Below are 23,419 nucleotides of genomic sequence, written 5' to 3'. Positions count from 1 at the left end.
CTTCGTCTGGTGCGCAAGCGCGGCGACCGCCTGAGGTGTCGCCCGTTCTACCTCGGGCGTGACCGCCTCGTCCGTCGCTCACAGCAGGACGCCTTCGTAGCAGTCGGGCAGCGCGGCCAAGCACAGCTGCGTCGCGCCGGGCTCCCACGCCTCCTCGAACCACGCCCGGTACCGCTCGCGCATCTCGTCGGCCCCGGCCGCGACGGCCTCACCTCGCCGGAGCGCCGAGTCGATCCGCTGCAGAACGTCGGCGAGGAACGCCGTCGCCACGGGATCCTCGATCGGCCATGTGAGCGCTGGGCGCCAAGGGAACTCGGGCGACGAGGGCCCGCCGAGCCCGTTAGCCTCCGCCTGTGGACAAACCCCTCCGCCTCGGCGACCCGGTCGGCCACGTCGGCCTCCATCTCGTGCGCGTCGTTCCCGCGCGTGATCCGGACCACCCGTATGCGCCGTGGCGGTATGTACTCCGAGCCGAGGGGCCGCAGGGGACCTTCGAGGCCTCCGCCGGGTTCTGGACACCCGACAGCCCGGGCCGCTTCCTCGGGTCGCTCGCCCTGGACTTCCGCGGCTGGCCGGGTGAACGCACTTGGCGCTCACCGGACACCGCCCTGCACGTCACCGCGACCCACGACGGGCTCGGGCACGTCCACCTGCGCTGGACGGTGACCGACGGGCGGCTCGATCCGGGCTGGGAGCTCACCGTCACCACCATCGTCGACGCGGGCGAGGACATGCGGCGGCTGGCGGCCGACGTTCGCGCGGTGGAGCGGGCCGACTGACGGCCACCGCCGTCAGAACCCCCGCCCCGCCGAGGCCAGCTCGATCAGCTCCCGCTGGTACCCCAGCGCCTCGACCGCCTGTGGAGTCGACCGCTCGACCTCCGGCGTGATCGGCTCGTCCGTCGCCCGGAGCAGCACGCCTTCATAGCAGTCGAGCAGTGCCTCCATGACGGTCGCCGCCGACAGTTCCAGCCGGGCGGCGAAGCAGAGCAGGGCCGCCGAGCACAGCTGTGCCACACCGGGCTCCCACGCCTCGTCGAACCACGACCAGTACCGCTCGCTCATCTCGTCGGCGCCGGCGGCGACGGTCGCGCCGCTTCGCACCGCCGACTCGATCCGGTCCAGGGCCTCGGCGATGAACGACGCGGCCTCGGAGTCCTCGATCGGCGCGTCCGGGTTCCGTACCGCCCACGCGACCGCGCGGTACGCCGTCCTCGGGCGGATCCCGGGTTCCAGCGCCGCCACGCGCGGCTCCACCCCGGCCATCTCGACGCTCCAGTGGCTCACGTCCGCATCCTCTCGCGGCGGAGCGATGCGTAACCCCCACCCCTCCCGGGTACCCAACCCGAACCCCGCCCCCGGGAGGACCCATGCGATCCCTGCGCATGGCGGCCGCCACCCTCGCCGCCGCCGCGACCCTGTCCGCCTGCGCCGTCACCGGCGACCGCACGCCCGTCCCCGACCCGGAGGGCGCGGGCGGCGGCGAACCGGCGCCCATGGCCGCCGCCTTCCTCCTCGACCTCGCCGCCGTCGACGCCTCACTGGCGGCCGACGAGGACGCGATCCCCGCTGCCCAGGAGCTGTGCCTGCGCATCGCCGACGGCGCCGACGAGGACGCCCAACTCGACGACGTCGAGGAACTGTTCACCGACATCGAGCCCGCCGACCGTGAGCTGATCCTGGCGTCGGCGAAGGAGAACATCTGCTGACCGCGGACGACTCAATCCCCGTCGTCGGGCTCGAAAAGCGACAGCGCCGTCCAATCCAGCGGCGCCACGATGGCGGCCAGCCGGGTGAAGGCGTCGTCGCCGGGTGACTGGAACCAGAGGACCGACAGCACGGCCCGGCCGAGCCCGGGTGAGTCGGGGCGGGTCTCGAAACGGGTGAGGCGCGCCTCGGCGCGCATCCGCGGCAGCCAGGTCTCGGTTCGCGCCTCAACGTCGGCGCGGATCGCGTCCAGGCCGTCGATGTGGAGACCCTGGTTCGCGGCCCGCCGGGGTTCGAGTTGCATGAGCCGCATCTTGCGATGCAGCAGCGGCGTTCCTTCGAGCATTCCCTCACGGTCGTCGGAGAGCCGCAGCTCCCGAAGTGTCGCCTTGACCCCGCCCACATCGAAGACGCACAGCTCGTCCATGACCGGCAAGCGTAGGACACGAAAAGGGCCGCCCCCAAGGACGGCCCCTCACATTCCGAAACCTCTACCCGAACAACCCCGGCAGCGTCCCCTCCGACGCCTCCGCCAGCTCGCCCGTCGAGATCGCGAAGTGGTCGACGACCTCGATGCCGCCCGCGGACGAGTCCACGATCCCCAGCGGCGTCCACGGCACGTCGTGCTCCTCGCACAGTGCCCCGAAGGCCTTCTCGTGCCCGCGCGGGATGCACACCAGCGCCCGCGCGGTCGACTCGGCGAACAGCCACACGAAGGGGTCGGCGTGGTCGGGCAGCTTGATGCGCGCGCCGACCTTGTGCCGCAGCACCGACTCGACGAGGGCCTGCGCGAGGCCGCCGTCGGACAGGTCGTGCGCCGCCGAGACGTGCTCGACCTCGGCCGCTCGCTTCATGACCGCGGCCAGCGCCTGCTCGCCCGCGAGGTCGACCGCCGGCGGGATCCCGCCGAGGTGACCGTGCTGCGACCACGCCCACTCCGAACCGGACAGCTCGGCGTAGGTCTCCCCGAGCAGCACGATGACGTCGCCGTCGTTCGTGAAGCCCATCGGCACGCGCCGGCGCACGTCGTCCATGACCCCCAGGACGGCCACGATCGGCGTCGGGTGGATCGCGGTCATGCCCGTCTGGTTGTAGAAGGACACGTTCCCGCCGGTGATGGGGATGTTCAGCTGCGCGCAGCCCTCGGCGAGGCCCTCGACGGCCTGCGCGAACTGCCACATCACGTGCGGGTCCTCGGGGCTGCCGAAGTTCAGGCAGTCGGAGGCCGCGATCGGCGTGGCGCCGGTGACGGCGACGTTCCGGTACGCCTCGGCCAGCGCCAGCTGCGCGCCCGTGTACGGGTCGAGGCGCGCGAAACGCCCGTTCCCGTCGGTCGACAGGGCGATGCCGATCGGCCCGGACCCGACGGTCCCGGAGTTGTCGAGCCGCAGCACGCCCGCGTCGTCGGGCATGGACAGCGCGGTGTTGCCGCCGACCATGTTGTCGTACTGCTCGGTGATCCACGTCTTGTCGGCGAGGTTCGGCGACCCGGCCATGCGCAGGACGGTCGCGCGCAGCTCGTCGTCGGTCGACGGGCGCGGCAGCGTCTCGGCGCGGTCGGCGGCGATGAGGGCCCGGTCGTTCGGTTCCTTCATCGGCCGGTTGTAGACCGGGCCGTCGTCGGCGAGGCTGCCGGGAGGGCAGTCGACGACGGTCTGGCCGTGCCAGTTGATGATCAGGCGCCCGGTGTCGGTGACCTGCCCGATCGCGGTGGCGAGAACGCCCCACTTCGCGGCGACGGCGAGCACGTCGTCGACCTTCTCCGGCGAGACGATCAGCAGCATGCGCTCCTGCGACTCGCTGGCGAGGACCTCGTGCGCCTCCATCGACGCCTCGCGCAACGGCACGCGGTCGAGGTCGACGTACATGCCCATGCCCGCCGCGGCGGCGGTCTCCGACAGCGCGCAGGTCAGTCCGGCGCCGCCGAGGTCCTGGATGCCGACGACGAGTTCGGCGTCGTACATCTCCAGGCAGGACTCGATGAGCAGCTTCTCCACGAAGGGGTCGCCGACCTGGACGCTGGGCCGGTTGTCGGTGTCGCCGTCCTCGAAGGTCGCCGACGCCAGCACCGACACGCCGCCGATGCCGTCCTTGCCGGTTTTCTGACCGAGCAGGACGACGACGTTGCCGAGGCCGGAGGCGTTCTTGTTCTGCAGGCGGGAAACCGGCAGGACGCCCACGCTCAACGCGTTGACCAGGGGGTTTCCCTGGTACGACGGGTCGAAGACGACCTCGCCGCCGATGTTGGGCAGCCCGAGGCAGTTGCCGTAGAAGGAGATGCCGGAGACGACACCGGGCAGCACGCGCTTGGTGTCGGGGTGCTCGGCGTCGCCGAAGCGCAGGGCGTCCATCACCGCGACGGGCCGGGCGCCCATGGCGAGGATGTCGCGGACGATGCCGCCGACGCCCGTCGCCGCGCCCTGGTGCGGCTCGACGTAGCTGGGGTGGTTGTGGCTCTCCACCTTGAACGTCACGGCCAGGTCGTCGGTGATCTGGACGACGCCGGCGTTCTCGCCGATCCCGGCGAGCATCCGGTCGGTGCGCGGGTTCTTCTCGCTGAATTTCTTCAGGTGTACCTTGCTCGACTTGTACGAGCAGTGTTCCGACCACATGATCGAGTACATCGCCAGTTCGGAGCCGGTGGGCCGGCGTCCGAGGATGTCGCGGATCTTGGCGTACTCGTCGTCGCGGAGTCCGAGTTCGGCGTAGGGCTGGGGCTCGTCCGGCGTCTTTGAGGCGACGTCGACGGTGTCCAGCTCGTCGAAGGTGTTCTCCGTGCGATCGGCTTCGTGTGTGCCGGTCATGTTTGTGAGCTCCCCGCTCCTACCGCGGTCCGTCCGAGGTGGGCGATCACTGAGGTGAACAGCCCGAGGCCGTCGACCGACGGGCCGGTCAGCGCCTCGACGGCGTGTTCGGGGTGCGGCATCATGCCGACGACGTTGCCGGCCGCGTTGCTGATCCCCGCGATGTCGCGCATGGCCCCGGACGGGTTGCCGTCCACGTAGCGGACCACGACGCGCCCTTCTCCTTCGAGTTCGTCGAGGGTGCGCTCGTCGGCGACGAAGCGGCCCTCCCCGTTCTTGACGGGGATGACGATCTCCTGGCCGGCGTCGAAGTGGCCGGTGAACGCCGACGTCGTGTTCTCCACGCGCAGGCGCTGCGAGCGGCGGCGGAAGTGGAGGTGCGCGTTGCGGGTCAGTGCCCCGGGCAGCAGGTGCGACTCGCAGAGGATCTGGAAGCCGTTGCAGATGCCGAGGACGGGCAGCCCGCCTTTCGCCGCGTCGACGAGCGTCTCCATGACGGGCGCGAAGCGGGCGATGGCGCCGCCGCGCAGGTAATCGCCATAGGAGAAGCCGCCGGGCAGGATCACCGCGTCGACGCCGCGCAGGGCGGTCTCGCCGTGCCACAGCGCGACCGGCTGCGCCCCCGCGAGCCTGATCGCGCGCTGGGCGTCGCGGTCGTCGAGGGAGCCGGGGAACGTCACGACTCCGATGCGGGCGGTCACGCCGCGTTCTCCTCGCCGGTCTCCGCGGCCTCCGCGGTGTCGGCGGCGACAACCTCTTCGAGGTGAATGGTGAAGGTCTCGATGACCGGGTTGGCCAGCAGCGCGTCGGCGACGGCGCGCGCCTGGTCGAGGTCCGGTTCCCCCTCGAATTCGAGTTCGATGCGCTTGCCGATGCGCACCGAGGTGATGCCGTTGACTCCCAGGCGCGGCAGCGCGTTCGCCACCGCCTCACCCTGCGGGTCGAGGATCTCCGGCTTGAGCATGACGTCGACGAGGACGCGCGCCACGGAAGTGCTCCTGTCGGTAAGAGTTGTAGGCCCCGCACAAGAGAATATGCGGCCCTTGTTGATCGTCCACGTCCAGACCCCCGTCCGTGGAAGCGCCTTCAGGGAATGTCGCCTGCGACATACTCAGAGGTACGTGGCTTGCGGGGGTCGTCCCCGCCTGAGCGACTTGTCGTGTTGGGGTCGAGGGGGCGGTATGTCACTGAGTCTTCAGGGTCCGGTCGTCGTCGGCTTCGACGGATCGGAGTGCTCGCTGCTCGCGGTGGACTTCGCCGCGAAGGAGGCGGCGTGGCACGAGCGCGAGCTGCGGATCGTGCACGCCTTCATCTGGCCCATCATGCGGGTCCCGGGAGGCACGGCGGGACTGCGGCAGCAGGCCGAGGGCTGGCTGCGGGACGCCGCCGAGGCGGCACTGGCGGCGGCCCCCGGAGTGATCGTCACCACAGGTCTCATCACGGGCGCGGCGGGCGCGGTCCTGCTCGACGCCGGGCGCACCGCCGGGCTGCTCGTGGTCGGCTCGCGCGGACTGGGCGGGTTCGGGCGGCTGCTGCTCGGGTCGGTCGGGGCGCAGGCCGCGTCCTACGCCCCCTGCCCGGTGGTGATCGTGCGGGAGGCCCCGGCGCCCGACGGGCCGGTCGTCGTCGGTGTCGACGGGTCGGCCGCCTCGGAGGCCGCCGTCGGTTTCGCCTTCGCCGAGGCCGCCGCGCGCGACGTGCCGCTGGTGGCGGTGCACGGCGCCGACGGCGAGGTCGGCGACTACGAGAGGCATCTGCTCGCCGAGTCCCTCGGCGGTTTCGCGGCGAGGTTTCCCGAGGTCGCGCTGGACATCCGCTACAGCGAGCGGAAGGCGCCCGACGCGCTGCTCGAAGCCTCGGCGGGCGCGTGCCTCCTCGCCGTCGGCTCGCGTGGGCGCGGCGGCTTCAAGGGCCTCCTGCTCGGCTCGGTGAGCCAGGCGGCGGTGCAGTACGCGTCGTGTCCGGTGGCCGTGATCAGGCCCGAGGAGGGCTAGGCAGGACGGCCTCGCCCTAAAAGGTCCATCGCGGTTCGCAGCGCCATGTCCAGGGCCTCCATGCTCGCCCGGCACACCTGACCGTCGTACGCGCCGAGCCGTTCGGCGGCCAGCCAGTTGACGCGCCACGCGAGGATCGCCCCCGGCACCGGGTCGTCCTCACCGAGCCGAACGGCGAGCATTCCCCGAATCCCCGCCGGTGGTTCGGCGTCGATCTCGGCGACGATGACGGTCCCGTGCTCGTTGAGCGGATCGGTCGACACCACGACGAACCGGCGATCGAACGCGGCGTGCCGGTAGACGCCGCCGCGCTTGACCGTCACGCCGAGTACCCGAAGCGCTCGGACTCCCAGGCGGCCTCGGCGTCGGCGTCGCGGCGCGCACGCCGCGCCTCGTAGTCAGCGACGGCAACGGCCTCCTCGCGCAGTAGCTCCTTACGCGCCACATCGGCGAGCCACCCTGACACGTTGCCGTCCGCGGCGGCACGGATCTGCGCGGCGAGCTCATCCGGTACCGCGAGTGTCAATCTCGTCATACGATCGATCATACCCAAGCGCATATCGATCGTCACAACAACTCGCACACCTCCGCCGCACGCGGCCTGCCTAACCTTGAGGAGACCCCTCGTGAAAGCAGTCGTCATCGGCGCCGGCATCACCGGCCTCGCCGTCACCGCGCGTCTCCGCGACCTCGGCTGGGAGGTGGTCCTCGTCGAGAAGGCACCCGGACCGCGCCCCCAGGGCTACATGATCGACTTCTTCGGGCCCGGCTACACCGCCGCCCGCGAGACCGGCCTCGAACCGCGCCTGTGGGAACTCGCGGGGCAGGTTGACGAAGTCGCCTACTTCGACCGCGACGGCGAACGCCGCGCCGGGCTCGGCTACGCCGCCTTCCAGCAGGGCATCGACGGGGACCTGCTCAGCATCATGCGTCCCGATCTGGAACTGGCGCTGCGGGAGACCCTCGACGAGCAGCCGCGCTACGGCGTCGGCATCGCCGGGATCGACAACCGGCCCGACGGGGTCACCGCGACCCTCACCGACGGCTCGCGCGTCGAGGCCGACCTGCTCGTCGGCGCCGACGGTGTCCACTCCCGCACCCGCGCGCTGGTCTTCGGGCCACCGGAGGGTTTCCTGCGCCCACTCGGCCTGCACACCGCGGCCTGGATCTTCGACGACCCGAAGGTGCGTGAGACCGTCGGGCAGCGGTTCGCGCTCACCGACAGCGTCGACCGCATGATGGGCCTCTACGGCCTGCGCGACGGGCGCGTCGCCGTGTTCAGCGTCCACCGCGAGACCTCGACGGAACTCCCCGGCGACCCGCGCCCGATCCTGCGGGAAACCTACGGTGACCTGGGCTGGGTCGTCCCGAACGCGCTCGCCGGGCTGCCGGAACCGGCCGGGATCTACTACGACCTCGTCGCCCAGGTGGAGATGGGGACATGGCACCGCGACCGCGTCGTGCTCCTCGGCGACGCCGCCTACGCCGTGTCCCTGCTCGCCGGGCAGGGCGCGTCACTCGGGATCGCGGGCGCGTACGTGCTCGCCGGGCTACTGCGCACCGAACCGATCGGCGAGGCGCTCACCGCCTTCGAGCGCCGGTGGATGCCGGTCACGAGCGAACGGCAGCGCAAAGGGCGGCAGGGCATCGACTGGTTCCTGCCCCACAGCCGGGGACGGCTGTTCGCGCGGCGGATGGCGATGCGCGCGATGGTCGTGCCGGGCGTGAACAGGCTGTTCAGCACCGCGCTCGTCGGGAAGTCCCACGAGCCGGTCCTGAGCGCGGGCGGCTGACACCGCTCAAGATCGAGTAAAGGTTCTCGCGGCCTCCACCCCGCATACTCTCTCCGACGCCCGGCTCTTCGTTACCGCGGGCGCCGCCGTCGAAGGAGCGAGCATGTCCCACCCCCTGCCGCCGCAGCAGCCCGGCCACCACGTCCCGCCGCCGGGACACGGTCCGGGACCGGCGGGTTTCCCGCCCGGCATGGTCGGCCCTCCGGGAATGCCGCCCCCACCCGGCATGGGCCCGCGCCCGATCCCGCCGAAGAAGAAGCACACCGGCCTGATCGTCGGGATCGTCGCGGGAGTCCTCGCCGTCTGCTGCCTCGGCGGATTCGGGGGCTGGTACGCCTTCCTCGGCGGCGACGAGGTCGTCGACGAGATGACGGCCGGAGAACCGGGTTACCCCCAGGCCTACGCGGCGCAGGTGCCGCCCGCGGCCCCGGCCAACGCCACCTACGGCGCCGGGACGATCGGCGGCGGCGGACTCTGCCAGCACGCCGACACCCTGCGCATCGGGTACGTCCTCTCGGTCGAGCGGACGGACGACACCACCAGCGACTACGGCGACTCCGACGGGTTCGAGTGCCGCGTGACGCTGTCGAACACCGACGAGTACTACGACAAGGGCACGACCGGGGAGTTCAGCCTCCGGGTCCAGATCTTCGACGAGGCGAGCCGCGCCGCCCAGGACTTCGAGACGAACTCCGGCCTGTTCTCCACGACCCTTCCCAGCGACGGCCTCGAACTGCCCGCCCTGGTCTTCGACGCCACCGACGACCAGGCGAGCAGGCGGACCCTCGTTCAGGTCCTCGACGGGAACATGCTCATGACCGCCGAGTTCGAGGTCCAGACCGCGGCGGTCCCCGTCGAGGTGCTCCGGGGCGTCTCCGTCGACACGATCAACGAGGTGTTCCCGCTGCTCACGCCCTAGCCCTGGTTGAACCGCAGCAAATTCCCCGCCGGGTCCCGGAACGCGCAGTCGCGTACCCCGAAAGGCTGATCCATCGGCTCCTGGATCACCTCCGCGCCCGAAGCCGAGACCCGCTCGAACAGCCCGTCGAGGTCGCCCGTGGTGAAGATGGCACCGCGCATCATGCCCTTCGCGAGCAGCTCCTCCAGAGCCTTCACGTCCTCCGGCGAGGCGTTCGGGTCGGCCGAGGGCGGTTCCAGCACGATCTCCAGATCGGGCTGCTCGGGCGACACCACCGACACCCAGCGCATGCCCTCGAAGGAAACGTCGTTGCGCACTTCGAGGCCGAGGGCGTCGCGGTAGAACGCGATCGCCTTGTCGTGGTCGTCGACGGCTATGAAGCAGTGCGAAAGCCTGATGTCCATGCCGTCGACACTACGGCCGGGAAACCGCTCGCGCTTCTCCGTTCGTGACCGGACTAGAGGATCGCGCCCGGGCGGTAGGCCGCGGCATCCGGGTGCTCGGCGACGACCTTCGCGACCCGCGCGGCGACCGACGCGACCTGCGCCCCCGCCGCGCCCGTGAACTCCAGTGGCGCGGCGATGAGCGCGTCGAGGTCCTCCCGCGACAGACCCAGACGACCGTCGGCGGCGACGCGGTCGAGCATGTCGTTGCCCGCCGACCCCTGTTCACGCATGGCCAGGGCGGCCGCGACCGCGCTGTCCTTGATGATCTCGTGCGCCTGCTCGCGGCCGACGCCCCTGCGGACCGCCGCGAGGAGGATCTTCGTCGTCGCCAGGAACGGGAAGTACCGCTCGATCTCCCGATCGATGACCGCGGGGAAGGCCCCGAACTCGTTCAGCACCGTCAGGAAGGTCCCGAACAGACCGTCGGCGGCGAAGAACGCGTCGGGCAGCGCGACCCTGCGCACCACCGAGCACGACACGTCGCCCTCGTTCCACTGGTCCCCGGCGAGCTCGCCGACCATCGACGCGTAACCCCGCAGAATCACCGCGAGGCCGTTGACGCGCTCGGTGGAACGCGTGTTCATCTTGTGCGGCATCGCCGAGGACCCGACCTGCCCGGGCTTGAAGCCCTCGGTGGCCAGCTCGGCGCCGGCCATCAGCCGGATCGTCAGCGACAGCGACGAGGGCGCGGCCACGGCCTGCACGAGCGAGGAGACCACGTCGAAGTCGAGGGAGCGCGGGTAGACCTGCCCGACGCTGTCGAACACGCGCGTGAAACCGAGGTGCGCGGCGACGCGCTCCTCAAGGCTCGCGAGCCGGTCGGCGTCACCGTCGAGGAGGTCGAGCTGGTCGGCGCTGGTGCCGACCGGGCCCTTGATGCCGCGCAGCGGGTAGCGCGCGAGGAGGTCGGTGACGCGCTCGTAGGCGATCAGCAGCTCCTCGGCGGCCGACGCGAAACGCTTCCCGAGGGTCGTGGCCTGCGCAGGGACGTTGTGCGACCGCCCGACCATGGCCAGGTCGGTGTACTCCACAGCCCGCGCGGCCAGCCGCGCCAGGGTCGCCACGATCCGGTCGCGGACCAGGGCCAGCGAGTCGCGGACCTGGAGCTGCTCGACGTTCTCGGTCAGGTCGCGACTGGTCATGCCCTTGTGGATGTGCTCGTGCCCGGCGAGCGCGCTGAACTCCTCGATGCGCGCCTTCACGTCGTGGCGCGTGACGCGCTCGCGCGCGGCGATCGAGTCGAGGTCGACGTCGTCGAGGACGGCCTCGTAGGCGCCCACGACGCCTTCGGGCACGTCGACGCCCAGGTCGGCCTGCGCTTTGAGGACGGCCAGCCACAGGCGCCGTTCGGCGCGGATCTTGGCGGACGGGTCCCACAGCGAGGTCATCTCGGCGGAGGCGTAGCGAGCGGCGAGCACGTTCGGGATCACGCGCCCATCCTCGCATCCCACCGGGGCGGTGCTGGTGGGGCCGGGTCGGGACGTGACCCGTAACCTCATCGGCGTGCGTACTCTCCTGATCGGCACCGGGGGCCGGGAGCACGCCCTCGCGCTCGCCCTCGCCGCCGACCCGTCCGTGACCGAACTGATCTGCGCGCCGGGAAACCCCGGGATGGCCGAGGTGGCGCGCTGCGTGCCGGTCGACATCACCGACAACGACGCGATCGCCGCGCTGGCCGTCGAGTCGGGCGCCGACCTGGTGGTGATCGGGCCGGAGGCGCCGCTGGTGGCGGGTGCCGCCGACGCCGTGCGCGCCAAGGGCATCGCGGTCTTCGGGCCGTCGCGGGCCGCGGCCGCGCTGGAAGGCTCGAAGGAGTTCGCCAAGCGGGTCATGTCGGACGCGGGTGTGCCGACCGCGCGCGCCCACGCCTGTTCGACGCCGGAGGAGGCCGCGGCGGCGCTCGACGAGTTCGGCCCGCCCTACGTCGTCAAGGACGACGGTCTCGCCGCCGGCAAGGGCGTCGTGGTGACCTCGTCGCGTGAGGAGGCGCTGGCGCACGCGGCCGCGTGCGAGCGGGTCGTCATCGAGGAGTTCCTCGACGGCCCCGAAGTCTCCCTCTTCGTGGTCACCGACGGCACCACGGCCGTCCCGCTGTTGCCCGCGCAGGACTTCAAGCGCGTCGGCGACGACGACGAAGGCCCCAACACCGGTGGGATGGGCGCCTACACACCTCTGCCGTGGGCCGGCGACGACCTCGTCGGCACGATCATGCGGACGGTCGCCGAACCGACCCTCGCCGAGATGGCCGCTCGGGGAAACCCCTTCGTCGGGGTCCTCTACTGCGGTCTGGCGCTGACGGCCGACGGCCCGCGCGTCATCGAGTTCAACTGCCGTTTCGGCGACCCGGAGATCCAGGCGGTGCTGTCGCTGCTGGAGACGCCGCTGGGCTCGCTGCTGTGGGCGGCCGCGCGCGGTGAGCTGGCCGCGGTCCCGGCGCTGAAGTGGCGCGAGGGCAACGCGGTCACCGTCGTCATCGCCTCGGAGAACTACCCCGGCACGCCCGTGACCGGCCGCGTCATCACCGGCGCCGACGGCGTTCCGGGTGTCCTGCACGCGGGCACCGCGCGCGACGAGTCGGGCGCCCTGGTCTCGGCGGGCGGGCGGGTGCTGTGCTGCACGGCCGCCGGAGCCGACCTGGCCGCGGCCCGGTCGGCGGCCTACGGGCTCGTCGGCGGTGTCGGCCTCGAAGGCTCGCGGTACCGGACCGACATCGCGCTCAAGGCCTCGCTGGGCTAGGAGTCACCGTCGCCTCCCGCGCGGGAGGCGACGGTTTCCCGCCTAGGTGTTGCTCGGACCCCACAGCCACCAGGTCTGCAGACCCACGCCGTTATGGCGCACGTCGTAGTCGACCTGGCCGTCGGCGGAGTACCCGGACTTCGCTCCGTAGTCGTACCAGGGACTGATGCAGGAGACCTCGCCGCTGGCCTCGGTGTTGACCAGCTCGGTCGCGTTGACCTCGCACAAGGTGAGGACGGTGTCGACGTCGGGCTGACCGGGCGGGGTGGTGCCCATGTCCTTCTCGGTGTTGACCTGGAGACGGACGTGGTGGAAGCGTGGTTCATCGGTCAGCGGGTTGCTCCAGCGCAGCCAGCCCTTGCCGCGGATCTCGTCGCCGTGGACGTCGCGGCAGACCTGGGATTCGAGGCGGACGACCTCGGTCTCGCCCGGGATCACCACGTCGATGGACGTCGCCTCCCGGCAGTCGACCTCGATGGCCGCCGCCGGTCCCGCCGTCGTGATGGGCACGACGGCGGAGAGGACCGCGGTCGCGATCAGCGCTCCCGCCCGTTTGCTGAGTTGCATGCCTTCCCCCTTGACATACGTACCAATGGATCGAAGCCAGTGGATCACCGAGAGGCCATCGGCGAAGCCGTTTCCGCCGAAGTCTTCAGTAGACGGAAGCCGACGGCGATCGCGGCGACCGTGACGAACACGGCGGCGAGGGCGGGGTCGTAGCGGTCGCCGAAGTTCGGGAAGGCGAACTCGGCGACGTTGACCATCGTGTGGAAGCCGACGGCGGCGAGGACGCTGCCGGTGCCGACGTGAATCCACATCATGATCACCCGAAGGCCGACGGCGAGCACGCATTTGGCGACCGTCCAGCCCACCGGCTGCCCGGCGAGCACGAGCCAGCCGACGACGTGCCACGCCGCCCAGAACACGCCGAGGAGCAGGGCGGCCGGCAGCGCGCCCCAGCGCTCGCGGGCCGGGTCGGTGAAGTAGCCCGTCCAGCCGGTCTCCTCGCCGAGCGCGCCGAGGAAGAAGACGACGAGGAAGATCGCGATCGCGCCGAGCGGGATGACCGGTTCGGGGAGCGGGCGGCCGAGGAGACGCATGGCGGCGTAGGTCGCGACGGACACGGCGGGCATGAACAGTACGACCGGCACCAGCCAGCGTCCCGGGAAACCCGCGAAGGCGGAGGCGAGCAGCCTTCGGACCGCACCGGGGCCTTCACGGCGGACGAGGATCGCCGCGGCCAGCAGCGGGCAGAAGGCCTGGAGCGAGCTCATCGGGAGATTGATGGGCAGGTACTCGCGAGTGTCGACGAGTGCGCCGAGCAGCCACAGCGGCAGCGACATGGCCGTGACGAGGAGGAGGAAACCCACGGGGGAGCGGTCGGCGGTGAGCCTCCGCAACGGTTGCGAAACTTGGGATACCATGTCTCAAACTTAAGCAGCGGAACGGCGAAGCGCATCCGGGAAACCCCCGAGGTCGAGCACCCCGGAGGTCTGGACGCCACGAGGGCCGACGCGACACGAACGGCACGACGAGTGATCATCCGATGTGGACGAACCCGGACGAAGGAGGTCACTTTCAGTGATCAACAACTACGTCGAGTCACCCTCGTCCCGCCTCGTTCACGCTGGGAGAATCGCTCGATACCCGCAGTTTCCCCCGCAAAGGCCCTTGACCCGGACCAGTAGGGTGCATTCGCCCCACACGACCGATCAAGGAAACAAATGAAACTCCTCGCAAAACGCACCATGCTGTCCGTCGCCGCCGCCGGTCTGTTCGCCTTCGGGCTCGCGGGCTGCGGCGGGAGCGCCGACAACGCCGGGAACGACAACACGTCGGGCAGCGGGTCCTCCCCCGCGGAAGAGAAGAAGCCGGGCGTCCTCACGTGCAAGGACCTGGAGAAGCAGACCGACAAGACCGGTCTCACCGAAGGCCTGACCTTCGACGATCTTCCCCAGGACAAGCTCGACACCATGTACGCGTGGATGGCCGAGCACGGCGCCGAGTTCAAGGACGTCGCGCTGGGCGAGTCCGTCACGGCCGTCGGCGAGAACGGCCCTGACTACGACGCGGTCCAGAACCCGCCGCAGGACGTCTTCGACGCCTACGTCGAGGGTTCCACCGCGATCGACACGGCCTGCCCGGGCATCGGCTTCGGATTCGAGGAGTAGGGCCTGAGACAACGGGGACGGACCGCCCGGGCATCACGCCCGGGCGGTCTTCGCGCCTAGTCCCTGCGGCCGGTGACCGCGACGGTCACACCGAGCCCGATCATCGCCAGGCCCCCGGTCCCGCCGATCATCGCCATCCGGCGCTCCGAGCGCCCGAACCACTGCCGCGCCGCGGCCGCGGCCAGCCCCCACGCACCGTCCATGACGCACGCCAGCACGCAGAACAGCGACCCCAGTACTACCATCTGCACCGGCACGCCACCGGCCTCACGCTGCACGAACTGCGGCAGCACGGCGGCGAAGAACACCGCCGCCTTCGGGTTGGTCACGCCCACGACGAAACCGTCACGCGCCGTCCGCAACGCCGACCTCGCCTCCCCGGCCGCCTCGTACACGGCGTGCAGATCACGCCGCCGCCGCCAGGCGACCACGCCCAGATAGACCAGGTAGGCCGCACCGGCGAGCTTCAGGACGGTGAACACCACCGTCGATTTCGCCACGATCGCGCCCACCCCGAACGCCACCGCCGTGACCTGGACGAAGGCCCCCACGGTGTTGCCCGCGACGGTCAGCAACGCCGTACGCCGGCCGTGCGCCAGGGCACGGCCGATCACGAACAGCACACTCGGACCGGGCACGGCGATGAGGACGAAGGCCATCGCGGCGAAACCCGCGAGGTGACTGAGCGAAGGCATGAGGGGACCTTTCGGGAAACGAGGGTTCATTGTGACTCCGGCCTCGCCTCACCGGGACACGCGTTCCCAGCAGACAAGATGGGGACGTGCCCATGATCGCCGACCGCGCGCTCAACCGGACCAGGCTCGCCCGCTCCCTGCTCCTCGAACGCCACCGCCTCAACCTGCCCGACGCCCTCGAACGCCTCACCGCCCTGCCCGCCGCCACCCCGCACGAGCTCCACCTCGGCCTGTGGTCACGACTCACCGCCTACCGGCCCACCGAGACCTCCCGCCTCCTCGCCGACGGCGCCGTCGTCCGCATCGGCCTCACCGACGCCCACGAGCAGATCCTCAGCGCCGCCGACTGCGCCTGGCTGCGCCACACCGTCGCCCCCGGACGCGAACGCCGCATGCGCGCGGCCATGCCCCGCGACATCGCCGGCCTCGACCCGCGTGAACTCGCCGCGACCGCTCGCGCCCTCCTCGACCGCGACGGCCCCCTCACCCCCACCGCCCTCGGCGAGGCGCTCGCCGCGCACGGCGCCCAGGTCGGCTGGGGCGAGCGCGCGCCCGAACGTCTCGCGCGGGCCGCGGGCTGCCTGACCGGGCTGGTCGCGGTGCCGCCGCGTGAGCCGTGGTCGGTCGTGGCCGATCCGGTGTACATGACGATGGAGACGTGGCTCGGGCGGCGCGCGGGTGCCGCCGAGCCGGAGCGGCTGGTCCGGCGCAGGCTCGCCGCGGCGGGACCGTCGACGATCGGGGAGCTGCAGATGTGGTCGGGGCTGACGCGGCTGGCGGAGGTCGTCGACCGGATGGGCCTGACCGTGTACACCGATGTCGCCGGGGAGACCCTGTTCGATCTGCCGGGCGCCGAGATCGCCGACCCGGAGACCCCGGCCCCGGTGCGTTTCCTGCCGCACACCGTCCTGGTCGACGGTTTCCCGACCGCGACCTGGGCTTTCCGTGAGACGCCCGAGTCGGCGACGATGACCGTCGAGGCGAGCCGGAAGCTGACCGCCGAGGAGTCGCGGGCGGTCGCCGCTGAGGCCGCGGGCGTGCTGACGCTGTTCGCGCCAGGCAGGGCGCACGTGGTGGAGAGCCCATGACGAAGGCGCGGCCCCGAGGGTTTCCCTCGGGGCCGCGCCTGAAGTGCTCGCGACTACTTGGCCGCGTTGACGTCCAGCTTGAAGCCGGCCGTGACCTCCGGGTGGAGGCGGACGGCGACCTGGTACTGGCCGAGCGCCTTGATCGGGCTGGTGAGCTCGATGCGGCGGCGGTCGAGCGCGGGACCGCCGGCGGCCTTGACCGCGTCGACGATCTCGGCCGGGGTGACCGAACCGAAGAGGCGTCCGCCCGAGCCGGCGCGCGCGGTCAGGCGAACCTGAACGGCGGCGAGCTGGGTCTTGACCTCGTTGGCGTGGTCGAGGCTGCGGATCTCGCGGGCCGACTGGGCGCGCTTGATCGTGGCGACCTGCTTCTCGGCACCCTTGGTCCACGAGATCGCGAAGCCCTGCGGGAGCAGGTAGTTGCGGCCGTAGCCGGGCTTCACGTCCACGATGTCGCCGGCGGAGCCGAGGTTGGAAATCTCCTGAGTGAGGATGATCTTCATGTTCGCCTCCTTAGCGGGTCGTCGCGGTGTACGGCAGGAGCGCCATCTCGCGAGCGTTCTTGATCGCGCGGGCGATCTGACGCTGCTGCTGGGCGCTCACACCGGTGACGCGGCGGGCACGGATCTTGCCGCGGTCGGAGATGAACTTCCGCAGCAGGGCCGTGTCCTTGTAGTCCACGTAGGTGATGCCCTCTTTGTCGAGAGGGTTCGCCTTCTTCTTGGGCTTGCGAATCGGCGGAGCCTTCGCCATGGTTCTGGTGCCTTTCTTACGTTCTTGAGGAGCGCGGGTCTAGAACGGGGGCTCGTCGTTGAACGAGCCTGCCGACGCACCGGCCGGAGTCGCGGTCGCCCAGGGGTCGTCCATCGGGGCGCCACCGCCGCCGGAGGAACGGCCACCGCCGCCACCGCCGCCGCCTTCGCGTCCCATGCGCTGAATCTTCGCGGACGCGAACTTCAGCGACGGACCGATCTCCTCGACTTCCAGCTCCATCACGGTGCGCTTCTCACCCTCGCGGGTTTCGTACGAGCGCTGCTTCAACCGGCCCTGCACGATGACGCGCGTGCCCCTGGTGAGGGACTCCGCGACGTTCTCCGCGGCCTGACGCCACACGTTGCAGCTCAGGAACAGCGGTTCGCCGTCGGTCCACGCGTTCTTCTCCTTGTCGAAGAAGCGCGGCGTGGAGGCCACCCGGAATTTCGCCACGGCGGCACCGGACGGGGTGAATCGAAGCTCGGGGTCGTCGGTCAGGTTCCCGACGACCGTGATGACGGTTTCTCCTGCCATGACCACTCCTTGATATGGGTCGCGTTACGGCGTGAGATTAGGTCTATCAGTGGGGTGTGTCAGTGCATCTCGGGACGAAGAACCTTCGTCCGCATGATCGACTCGTTGAGTCGCATCTGACGGTTGAGCTCGGCGACCGCCTCCGGCGTGGCGTGCAGGTCGATGACGGCGTAGGTGCCTTCGCTCTTCTTGTTGATCTCGAACGCGAGACGACGACGTCCCCAGATATCGAGCTTCTCGATGGTCCCGCCGGACGTCCGGATCACGTTCAGGTACGTGTCCAGAGTCGGAGTGACCTTCTGCTCCTCAAGATCGGGATCCACGATCACCATGACCTCGTAATGACGCAAGACTTCTCCACCTCCTGTGGTCTCGTCGGCCACGGACTGTCCGTGGCAGGAGGGTCTGCGTTGTCGCGCGCACGGGAGGAACCCACGGCGCAACTCAACAAAGGTACACGAGCCGTTCGCGGGGTGTTACGGCAGGTCAGCAAGGATCCGCGCGGCCTCGTCGGTGACCTTGGCGGTGAGGCCGGCGACGTCGCCGTAGTAGATCGCGTAGACGCGCTGGGCGTAGCCCTCGCCGCTGATCCAGGTGTCGGCGCCGTCGGTGAGCCGCACGCGCGCCTTGCACGACATGGTCGCCGACTTCCCGGCCGCGACCTTCTTGAGCTGGGAGCACTTGCCCTCGTTGCCCTCTTCGACCCAGGCCCTGGCCTCGAAGCCGACCATGAAGGCGAAGCGCACGCCCTTCTCCTCGGGCGCGACCTCCAGTGTCACCTTCACCTTCAGCGTGCAGGTGCCGCGGTGATCGCAGGACAGGTCGACGGTGTCCTGGTCGACGTCGCTGAAGATGTTGTCGAACCAGCGGACCTCGCCGACGCGCCCGACCGCGCCCAGCACGTCGTCGCGCATCCGCTCGACGCCGGTGCGGTCCATGGGTGCGACGTCCCCGGTGAAGTCGACGCCCGAACCGTCGATCCCGGCCACCTCGACGTCCTCGACGCCGAGGATCGAGCCGTCCTCGCCGATCCGCACCGTCCCTTCGCCGACCTCGACGACATGGGCACGGACCCCGTCGACGTCCACGGGGAGGGGGAGCGGCCGGTCGAAGACCCCGTTGATCTCCATGGCCTCACCGAGCGCGGCGGCGTAGGCGGCGGGCGTGAAGAAACGCGCGGGGTCGATCACGCCCTGGTCGTAGACGCGCGCCCAGGCGTCGCCGATGCCCTTGGAGCCGAGCTCGCTCGACGGTTCCCGCGCCCAGTACTTCTCCGGGGCGTGCAGGAAGACCATGCCGTCGACCGACATCACCCCGATGTCGAAGCCGTCCCCGGCGGCCCGACCGTAGGCGGTCGCGCCCGAGGTGACCTGCCAGGAGACGGTCCAGTCCTTCCCCGCACCGGAGAAGCTGTTCTGGACGCCCTCGTAGGACAGCGCGGGCAGCGCGCCGAAGGCCTCGATGCCGGCGTGGACGGCGGCGGCCTCGTCGTCGGACATCGGCTGCGGCGAGACGAGGTCGGCCTGCGGCGTGCACGCGCCGAGGACGAGGACCGCGGACAGCGCGAGGAGGGATGTGCGCATGATCTCCTACTACGTCGAGCCTTTGACCGATCGCCAGACGCGGTCGGGAAGGTGCCGGGCGGCCTCGTCGAGGTCGAAGCCGGGTGCCCCGGCGAGCCACCGCTGCGCGGCCAGGCGCGGCGGGCCGAGGACGAGGGTCTCCAGCAGGAACGGGGGCAGCGGGTCGAGCGCGCCGGAGGCGATGTGCGGGGCGAACCACTTGCCGATGACGCCGACCTTGGGGGCGTTGGCGCCCGTGGCGCGTTCGGCGTCGCCGGGGGCGCTGCCCGGGTAGGCGGCGGCGTGCAGGACCAGGGCCTTGGTGGGGACGTCGGCGGTCCACCGCAGATAGACGGTGACCATGGCGCGGACGCCGTCCTCGGCGGTGCGGCAGCCGTCGAGACCGTCGATGAGGTGGGTCATCAGGTCGTCCATGCAGCGGTCGTAGAGGGCGGTGCCGAGCCCATCGAGGCTGCCGAAGTGGTGATAGAGGCTGCCGACGCTGACCCCGCTGGCGTCGAGGACGGCCTGGAGGGTGAATCCGTCGCGCCCGCGTTGGGAGTACACGGCGAGGGCCGCGTCGAGCAGCCTCGCGACGGTGCCCTGTCCGCGTTTGACCGGCACTGGCATCACCTTCTCATCGACAGGTCTAGAGAATATCTCTAGAAGCGGGCTCTAGTCCAGGTCTAGGCCACGGTAGGGGGTGCACGGCCCCCGCACGCGCGATCCGGCGATGTTTCACGTGAAACATGGCCGCCGTGACCCCCGCCACTTCGGTTTGCGTTCGAGCGCGCTCAAAGCCATAGCGTCGCCGGCATGACGAACAACGCGAAGACCTGGCTCATCACCGGCGCCTCCCGCGGCTTCGGCCGCGCGCTCGCCGAGTCGGCGCTCCGGTCCGGCGACCGCGTCGTCGCGGCCGTGCGCAGGCCTGAGAGCGTCGCCGACCTGACCGCCGCCCACACCGGCTTCCTCGCCGTCCCCTTCGACGTCCTCGACGCGAGCGCCGCACCCGGCCTCGTCGCGACCGTCCTCGACCGCTTCGGAAGCATCGACGTCCTCGTCAACAACGCCGGCCGTGCCGTCGTCGGCGCCGTCGAGGAGGTCGGCGACGCGCCCCTGCGCGAGCTGATGGACCTGCACCTGTTCGGTCCGGCCGCCCTCGTCCGGGCCGCGCTGCCCACGATGCGCGCGCAGGGCGGCGGCACGATCGTGCAGATGAGCAGCCAGGGCGGACGCATGTCCTTCCCCGGCGTCGCGGCCTACTCGGCGTCGAAGTTCGCGCTCGAAGGCTGGTCGGAGGCCCTCGCGGGCGAGGTCGCGCCGTTCGGGATCCGCGTGATGATCGTCGAGCCGAGCCGTTTCCGCACCGACTTCAACGCCGCCGACGTCCTGGAGTTCACCGAGCCCTCCGACGCCTACCGCGACGCGCTCGCCGCAGTCCGCGCCGACATGGCCGGAGCCGACGGCGGCCAGGAAGGCGACCCGGAGCGCGCGGCCGACATCATCGTCTCCTTCGCGCACGCCGACGAGGTCCCGCTGCGCCTTCCCCTCGGACGTGAGGCCGTCGACCGCATCGCGGGCTCCTACCGGCGCGGCCTCGCCGAGGTCGAGCGGTGGGCCGAGACGGCCCGCTCCGCCGACTTCGACGACGTCGCCGCCTCGGTCCGGCCGATCTAGGCTGGCCCCATGGCCACCGACGATCTGATGACCAGGGCGCTCGACACCCTCGGGGACGACGGCCTCCCGTCGGTCGAGGCCATCCACCGCCTCACCGATCCCGCCGCCGTCTCCGAGCCCATGACGATCGCCGAGGTCGCCGACCTCCTCGACACGTCGCCGCACACCCTGCGGTACTACGAACGCGCCGGGCTCGTCGACGTCCCCCGCGACTCCCAGGGGCACCGCCTCTACGACACCGAGGCCGTCCGCAGGCTGGTGTTCCTCACGCGTATGCGTCTGTCGGGCATGCCGATGCGCGACCTCCAGCACTACGTCGCGCTCGTCGACGCGGGCCCGTCGACCGAGCCGGAGCGGCTGGCGATGCTGGTCGAGCACCGTGCCTTCATCCGCCGCCGCATCCGCGAGCTGAACCTCTCGCTCACCGCGACCGAGTACAAGATCGCGACCTACGGCGGTGCGACCGGACCCGACGTGGCCTAGCGCCTCACACGGCGTCCTTGAGCTTCATCCGGTGCGCACGCACGCGCGCCTTCACTCCACAGCGCCCGCTCGGGCACCAGCGGCGGCGGCCGGTCGGGTCGAGGAAGATGCCGCCGCACACCGGTTCGGCGCACATCCGCAGGCGCGACGCCTCTTCGCCGACGAGTGACACCATCGCCTGACGGATCACCCAGGTCATCGCCTGGTCGACCGACTGCGGCGGGGTGTGGCGCAGGCGGCCGTCCTCGACGTAGACGGTGGCGGCGCGGTAGGCGGAGAGCGCGCGGTTGGCGGCGGCGACGGCCTCGGGGTCCGGCGGGACGCCTTCGAGGGTGCTGACGGCGAGGGAGCGCAGGACCGCGCGGACGCGGTGGGCGCGGGCGAGGTCGGCCTCGGTCACGTCGAGAGCCGGGTCGCTGCCTAGTTCGTGGTGGAGCCACTCGGCGAGGCGGGCCGTGTCGGAGAGGCGTTCGGCGGGGTCGGGGCCGAGGCGGTCGGCGACGGTCGCGACCAGGTTCAGCCACGGCGAGCCGGCGACGTAGCAGAGCTGATGGCGGCTGTCGTTACTCATGCCACAACGGTAACGCCTTGTGCCGTTACTTCCGTGGCACTAGCGTCGAGATCACTGATGTAACGGATGCTGCCGTTACCGACGCACGGAGGTCCGTATGACACCGGCACGACGCAAGGCACTGCTCGTCCCGCTGCTGTCGGGCGTCTTCGTCGTGCTGTGGACCAGCGGCTTCATCGCCGGACCGATCGGCGTCGACGCCGCCCCGCCCCTCGCCCTGACCTTCTGGCGCTTCGCGCTCGCCGCCACCATCCTCACCGCCGTCGCGCTCGCGACGAAGGCACCGTGGCCCCGGGGACGCGCGGCCTGGACGCAACTCGTTCTCACCGGCCTGCTCATGCAGGCGATGATGTTCGGCTTCGCCTACCTCGCGCTCGACGCGGGCGTGTCGGCCGGACTCGCCGCGCTGATCAGCGGCGCCAGCCCGGTCATGATCGCCCTCGGCGGCACGCTGGCACTGAAAGAGAAACTGTCACCGCTCCAATGGGTCGGTACGCTCCTCGGCTTCGTCGGCATCGCCGTCGCGGTCACCGGCGAACTCGACGGCACCGGCCTCGGTCTCGGCGTGCTCTTCGCGCTGATCGGCACCGCCGGATTCGCGGCCGGAACGCTCGTCCAGCGACGCTTCGGCGTCACGATGGATCTGCGCACCGGACCGGCCGTGCAACTGGCCGCCGCCGCGCTCGCGGTCGCGCCGGTCGCCGCCGTCAAGGACGGACTGGCCATTCCGTTGACCATGCCGTCCCTGGGCGCGCTGGCCTGGCTGGCACTGGGGAACTCGGTGCTCGCCTTCGGCGTGATGTTCTTCCTGCTGCGGCACCGCACCGCCGCCGACACCGCCCGGATGATGCTGCTCGTGCCGCCGCTCACGGCGGTCGTGGCGTGGCCACTGCTGGGGCAGCCGACCGACGTCTACATCTGGGCCGGCCTCGTCATCACCGGCGCCGGCGTCGCCATCGCCTCCCGCCGCGTACGGCGACGCGAGACGGTGGGAGTCGCGGTGGCCGAGCCCGAACCGGAACCCGCACTCAGCCCGCTTCGCTGAGTGTGGCGGTGGCGGTGGCGGACCACGTCGGCCGCCTGACGGGCCCGACGTTCCGGGGAGGGCACCGACCGCACCCGACACCGGCGGTGGCTGAACCTGAACCCACGTTCACCATCCTCCGGCGAACACCGCGGGTGCGGCGAACGCGCCGCACATGCGAGCGCGGCCCGCGGACCGCTCGCTCGGCTCCGTCAGCCCGAAAAGGCGCCCGGCAAGCAGGCACCGTCGGCGAAGCGAAGCTGAACCCACGTTCACCATCCTTCGGCGGCCGCCGCAAGTACGGCGAGCATGGTTCGGCCACGTCAGCGAGGCGAGCGCACTCGCACCCGCGACCGCGCATGCGAGCGCGGCCCGCGGACCGCTCGCTCGGCTCCGTCAGCCCGAAAAGGCGCCCGGCAAGCAGGCACCGTCGGCGAAGCGAAGCTGAACCCACGTTCAC

31 protein-coding genes are annotated in these 23,419 nt (G+C 71.0%); 11 read left to right on the top strand and 20 right to left on the bottom strand.

Annotated features, from left to right (window positions below; genetic code table 11):
- Positions 1 to 78: 78 nt before the first annotated feature.
- Positions 79 to 270 carry a hypothetical protein gene (locus HNR73_RS38295; protein WP_184792992.1) on the bottom strand — a complete coding sequence of 64 codons (192 nt, stop codon included), beginning with the start codon at positions 268 to 270 and terminating at the stop codon, positions 79 to 81.
- A gap of 83 nt (positions 271 to 353) precedes the next feature.
- Here HNR73_RS38295 and HNR73_RS38290 point away from each other — a divergent pair, with 83 nt between their 5' ends.
- Positions 354 to 779 (top strand): DUF6228 family protein, encoded by a 426-nt coding sequence (locus HNR73_RS38290; protein WP_184792991.1) that lies wholly within the window; start codon positions 354 to 356, stop codon positions 777 to 779.
- Between the two features lie 12 nt (positions 780 to 791).
- Here HNR73_RS38290 and HNR73_RS38285 read toward each other — a convergent pair whose 3' ends face one another.
- A complete protein-coding gene (locus tag HNR73_RS38285; RefSeq protein ID WP_184792990.1) occupies positions 792 to 1,286 on the bottom strand; it encodes a hypothetical protein in 495 nt (164 codons plus the stop codon).
- An 83-nt stretch (positions 1,287 to 1,369) separates the two neighbouring features.
- Between HNR73_RS38285 and HNR73_RS38280 the strand changes: the two genes are divergently transcribed.
- Positions 1,370 to 1,708: a hypothetical protein gene (locus tag HNR73_RS38280; protein ID WP_184792989.1), complete on the top strand. Its 339-nt coding sequence runs from the start codon at positions 1,370 to 1,372 to the stop codon at positions 1,706 to 1,708.
- A gap of 11 nt (positions 1,709 to 1,719) precedes the next feature.
- Here HNR73_RS38280 and HNR73_RS38275 read toward each other — a convergent pair whose 3' ends face one another.
- From HNR73_RS38275 to purS, 4 genes are all read right to left on the bottom strand, one after another.
- Positions 1,720 to 2,133 carry a hypothetical protein gene (locus HNR73_RS38275; protein ID WP_184792988.1) on the bottom strand — a complete coding sequence of 138 codons (414 nt, stop codon included), beginning with the start codon at positions 2,131 to 2,133 and terminating at the stop codon, positions 1,720 to 1,722.
- 64 nt (positions 2,134 to 2,197) lie between these two features.
- Positions 2,198 to 4,510, bottom strand: a complete 2,313-nt coding sequence (gene purL / locus HNR73_RS38270) for a phosphoribosylformylglycinamidine synthase subunit PurL (protein ID WP_184792987.1) — start codon at positions 4,508 to 4,510, stop codon at positions 2,198 to 2,200.
- Positions 4,507 to 5,211 (bottom strand): phosphoribosylformylglycinamidine synthase subunit PurQ, encoded by a 705-nt coding sequence (gene purQ, locus HNR73_RS38265; RefSeq protein WP_184792986.1) that lies wholly within the window; start codon positions 5,209 to 5,211, stop codon positions 4,507 to 4,509. Before purQ ends, purL begins: the two co-directional genes overlap by 4 nt.
- Positions 5,208 to 5,498, bottom strand: coding sequence for a phosphoribosylformylglycinamidine synthase subunit PurS (gene purS, locus HNR73_RS38260; protein WP_184792985.1), 291 nt, complete (start codon positions 5,496 to 5,498; stop codon positions 5,208 to 5,210). Before purS ends, purQ begins: the two co-directional genes overlap by 4 nt.
- 193 nt (positions 5,499 to 5,691) lie before the next feature.
- Here purS and HNR73_RS38255 point away from each other — a divergent pair, with 193 nt between their 5' ends.
- Complete coding sequence (locus tag HNR73_RS38255; RefSeq protein WP_184792984.1) at positions 5,692 to 6,504, top strand: universal stress protein; 813 nt, start codon at positions 5,692 to 5,694, stop codon at positions 6,502 to 6,504.
- Here HNR73_RS38255 and HNR73_RS38250 read toward each other — a convergent pair.
- Positions 6,501 to 6,827 carry a type II toxin-antitoxin system PemK/MazF family toxin gene (locus HNR73_RS38250; RefSeq protein ID WP_184792983.1) on the bottom strand — a complete coding sequence of 109 codons (327 nt, stop codon included), beginning with the start codon at positions 6,825 to 6,827 and terminating at the stop codon, positions 6,501 to 6,503. The genes HNR73_RS38255 and HNR73_RS38250 overlap by 4 nt on opposite strands.
- Complete coding sequence (locus HNR73_RS38245; protein WP_184792982.1) at positions 6,824 to 7,039, bottom strand: hypothetical protein; 216 nt, start codon at positions 7,037 to 7,039, stop codon at positions 6,824 to 6,826. The genes HNR73_RS38250 and HNR73_RS38245 overlap by 4 nt, the downstream gene beginning before the upstream one ends.
- A 91-nt stretch (positions 7,040 to 7,130) precedes the next feature.
- Between HNR73_RS38245 and HNR73_RS38240 the strand changes: the two genes are divergently transcribed.
- Positions 7,131 to 8,297, top strand: a complete 1,167-nt coding sequence (locus HNR73_RS38240; RefSeq protein WP_184792981.1) for an FAD-dependent monooxygenase — start codon at positions 7,131 to 7,133, stop codon at positions 8,295 to 8,297.
- Positions 8,298 to 8,400: 103 nt separating this feature from the next.
- A complete protein-coding gene (locus tag HNR73_RS38235) occupies positions 8,401 to 9,216 on the top strand; it encodes a hypothetical protein (protein ID WP_184792980.1) in 816 nt (271 codons plus the stop codon).
- On the opposite strand, the gene HNR73_RS38230 is transcribed toward HNR73_RS38235, so the two are convergent.
- Together HNR73_RS38230 and purB are read right to left on the bottom strand one after the other, a co-directional pair.
- Positions 9,213 to 9,620, bottom strand: coding sequence for a VOC family protein (locus HNR73_RS38230; RefSeq protein ID WP_184792979.1), 408 nt, complete (start codon positions 9,618 to 9,620; stop codon positions 9,213 to 9,215). The genes HNR73_RS38235 and HNR73_RS38230 overlap by 4 nt on opposite strands.
- 53 nt (positions 9,621 to 9,673) lie before the next feature.
- The gene (gene purB / locus HNR73_RS38225; RefSeq protein WP_184792978.1) at positions 9,674 to 11,161 is read right to left on the bottom strand and encodes an adenylosuccinate lyase; all 1,488 of its coding nucleotides are present in this window, start codon (positions 11,159 to 11,161) and stop codon (positions 9,674 to 9,676) included.
- 4 nt (positions 11,162 to 11,165) lie between these two features.
- Between purB and purD the strand changes: the two genes are divergently transcribed.
- Positions 11,166 to 12,398, top strand: a complete 1,233-nt coding sequence (purD, locus tag HNR73_RS38220; protein WP_184792977.1) for a phosphoribosylamine--glycine ligase — start codon at positions 11,166 to 11,168, stop codon at positions 12,396 to 12,398.
- A 42-nt stretch (positions 12,399 to 12,440) separates the two neighbouring features.
- Here the strand turns inward: purD and HNR73_RS38215 are convergent, their stop codons facing one another.
- Positions 12,441 to 12,965: a hypothetical protein gene (locus HNR73_RS38215; RefSeq protein WP_184792976.1), complete on the bottom strand. Its 525-nt coding sequence runs from the start codon at positions 12,963 to 12,965 to the stop codon at positions 12,441 to 12,443.
- Positions 12,966 to 13,009: 44 nt separating this feature from the next.
- Complete coding sequence (locus tag HNR73_RS38210) at positions 13,010 to 13,822, bottom strand: CPBP family intramembrane glutamic endopeptidase (RefSeq protein WP_184792975.1); 813 nt, start codon at positions 13,820 to 13,822, stop codon at positions 13,010 to 13,012.
- Between the two features lie 300 nt (positions 13,823 to 14,122).
- Between HNR73_RS38210 and HNR73_RS38205 the strand changes: the two genes are divergently transcribed.
- Positions 14,123 to 14,569 (top strand): hypothetical protein, encoded by a 447-nt coding sequence (locus tag HNR73_RS38205; RefSeq protein WP_184792974.1) that lies wholly within the window; start codon positions 14,123 to 14,125, stop codon positions 14,567 to 14,569.
- 56 nt (positions 14,570 to 14,625) lie between these two features.
- On the opposite strand, the gene HNR73_RS38200 is transcribed toward HNR73_RS38205, so the two are convergent.
- A complete protein-coding gene (locus tag HNR73_RS38200; RefSeq protein ID WP_184792973.1) occupies positions 14,626 to 15,264 on the bottom strand; it encodes a LysE family translocator in 639 nt (212 codons plus the stop codon).
- A gap of 92 nt (positions 15,265 to 15,356) precedes the next feature.
- Here HNR73_RS38200 and HNR73_RS38195 point away from each other — a divergent pair, with 92 nt between their 5' ends.
- Positions 15,357 to 16,352, top strand: coding sequence for a winged helix DNA-binding domain-containing protein (locus HNR73_RS38195; RefSeq protein WP_239122390.1), 996 nt, complete (start codon positions 15,357 to 15,359; stop codon positions 16,350 to 16,352).
- A 53-nt stretch (positions 16,353 to 16,405) separates the two neighbouring features.
- Here HNR73_RS38195 and rplI read toward each other — a convergent pair whose 3' ends face one another.
- The 6 genes from rplI to HNR73_RS38165 form a co-directional block, all read right to left on the bottom strand.
- Entirely contained in the window at positions 16,406 to 16,855 is a 450-nt protein-coding gene (gene rplI, locus HNR73_RS38190; protein WP_184792971.1) for a 50S ribosomal protein L9, read from the bottom strand.
- Between the two features lie 10 nt (positions 16,856 to 16,865).
- The gene (gene rpsR, locus HNR73_RS38185; protein WP_184792970.1) at positions 16,866 to 17,105 is read right to left on the bottom strand and encodes a 30S ribosomal protein S18; all 240 of its coding nucleotides are present in this window, start codon (positions 17,103 to 17,105) and stop codon (positions 16,866 to 16,868) included.
- Positions 17,106 to 17,144: 39 nt separating this feature from the next.
- Positions 17,145 to 17,639, bottom strand: a complete 495-nt coding sequence (locus HNR73_RS38180; RefSeq protein WP_184792969.1) for a single-stranded DNA-binding protein — start codon at positions 17,637 to 17,639, stop codon at positions 17,145 to 17,147.
- A gap of 59 nt (positions 17,640 to 17,698) precedes the next feature.
- On the bottom strand, positions 17,699 to 17,989 hold the full coding sequence (gene rpsF / locus HNR73_RS38175; RefSeq protein ID WP_184793032.1) for a 30S ribosomal protein S6: 291 nt from the start codon (positions 17,987 to 17,989) through the stop codon (positions 17,699 to 17,701).
- A 126-nt stretch (positions 17,990 to 18,115) separates the two neighbouring features.
- The gene (locus HNR73_RS38170; RefSeq protein ID WP_184792968.1) at positions 18,116 to 19,222 is read right to left on the bottom strand and encodes a hypothetical protein; all 1,107 of its coding nucleotides are present in this window, start codon (positions 19,220 to 19,222) and stop codon (positions 18,116 to 18,118) included.
- 9 nt (positions 19,223 to 19,231) lie between these two features.
- A complete protein-coding gene (locus tag HNR73_RS38165; RefSeq protein WP_184792967.1) occupies positions 19,232 to 19,825 on the bottom strand; it encodes a TetR/AcrR family transcriptional regulator in 594 nt (197 codons plus the stop codon).
- 192 nt (positions 19,826 to 20,017) lie between these two features.
- On the opposite strand from HNR73_RS38165, the gene HNR73_RS38160 reads away from it, so the two are divergent.
- On the top strand, positions 20,018 to 20,881 hold the full coding sequence (locus HNR73_RS38160) for an SDR family NAD(P)-dependent oxidoreductase (protein ID WP_184792966.1): 864 nt from the start codon (positions 20,018 to 20,020) through the stop codon (positions 20,879 to 20,881).
- A 9-nt stretch (positions 20,882 to 20,890) separates the two neighbouring features.
- Positions 20,891 to 21,364, top strand: a complete 474-nt coding sequence (locus tag HNR73_RS38155; RefSeq protein WP_184792965.1) for a MerR family transcriptional regulator — start codon at positions 20,891 to 20,893, stop codon at positions 21,362 to 21,364.
- A 4-nt stretch (positions 21,365 to 21,368) separates the two neighbouring features.
- Here the strand turns inward: HNR73_RS38155 and HNR73_RS38150 are convergent, their stop codons facing one another.
- Positions 21,369 to 21,935 carry a CGNR zinc finger domain-containing protein gene (locus HNR73_RS38150; protein WP_184792964.1) on the bottom strand — a complete coding sequence of 189 codons (567 nt, stop codon included), beginning with the start codon at positions 21,933 to 21,935 and terminating at the stop codon, positions 21,369 to 21,371.
- A 97-nt stretch (positions 21,936 to 22,032) separates the two neighbouring features.
- Here HNR73_RS38150 and HNR73_RS38145 point away from each other — a divergent pair, with 97 nt between their 5' ends.
- On the top strand, positions 22,033 to 22,980 hold the full coding sequence (locus tag HNR73_RS38145) for a DMT family transporter (protein WP_184792963.1): 948 nt from the start codon (positions 22,033 to 22,035) through the stop codon (positions 22,978 to 22,980).
- Positions 22,981 to 23,419 lie beyond the last annotated feature (439 nt).

This window comes from Phytomonospora endophytica (assembly GCF_014202425.1).
Taxonomy (GTDB): domain Bacteria; phylum Actinomycetota; class Actinomycetes; order Mycobacteriales; family Micromonosporaceae; genus Phytomonospora; species Phytomonospora endophytica.
This window is presented reverse-complemented; position numbering and strand designations above follow the sequence as displayed.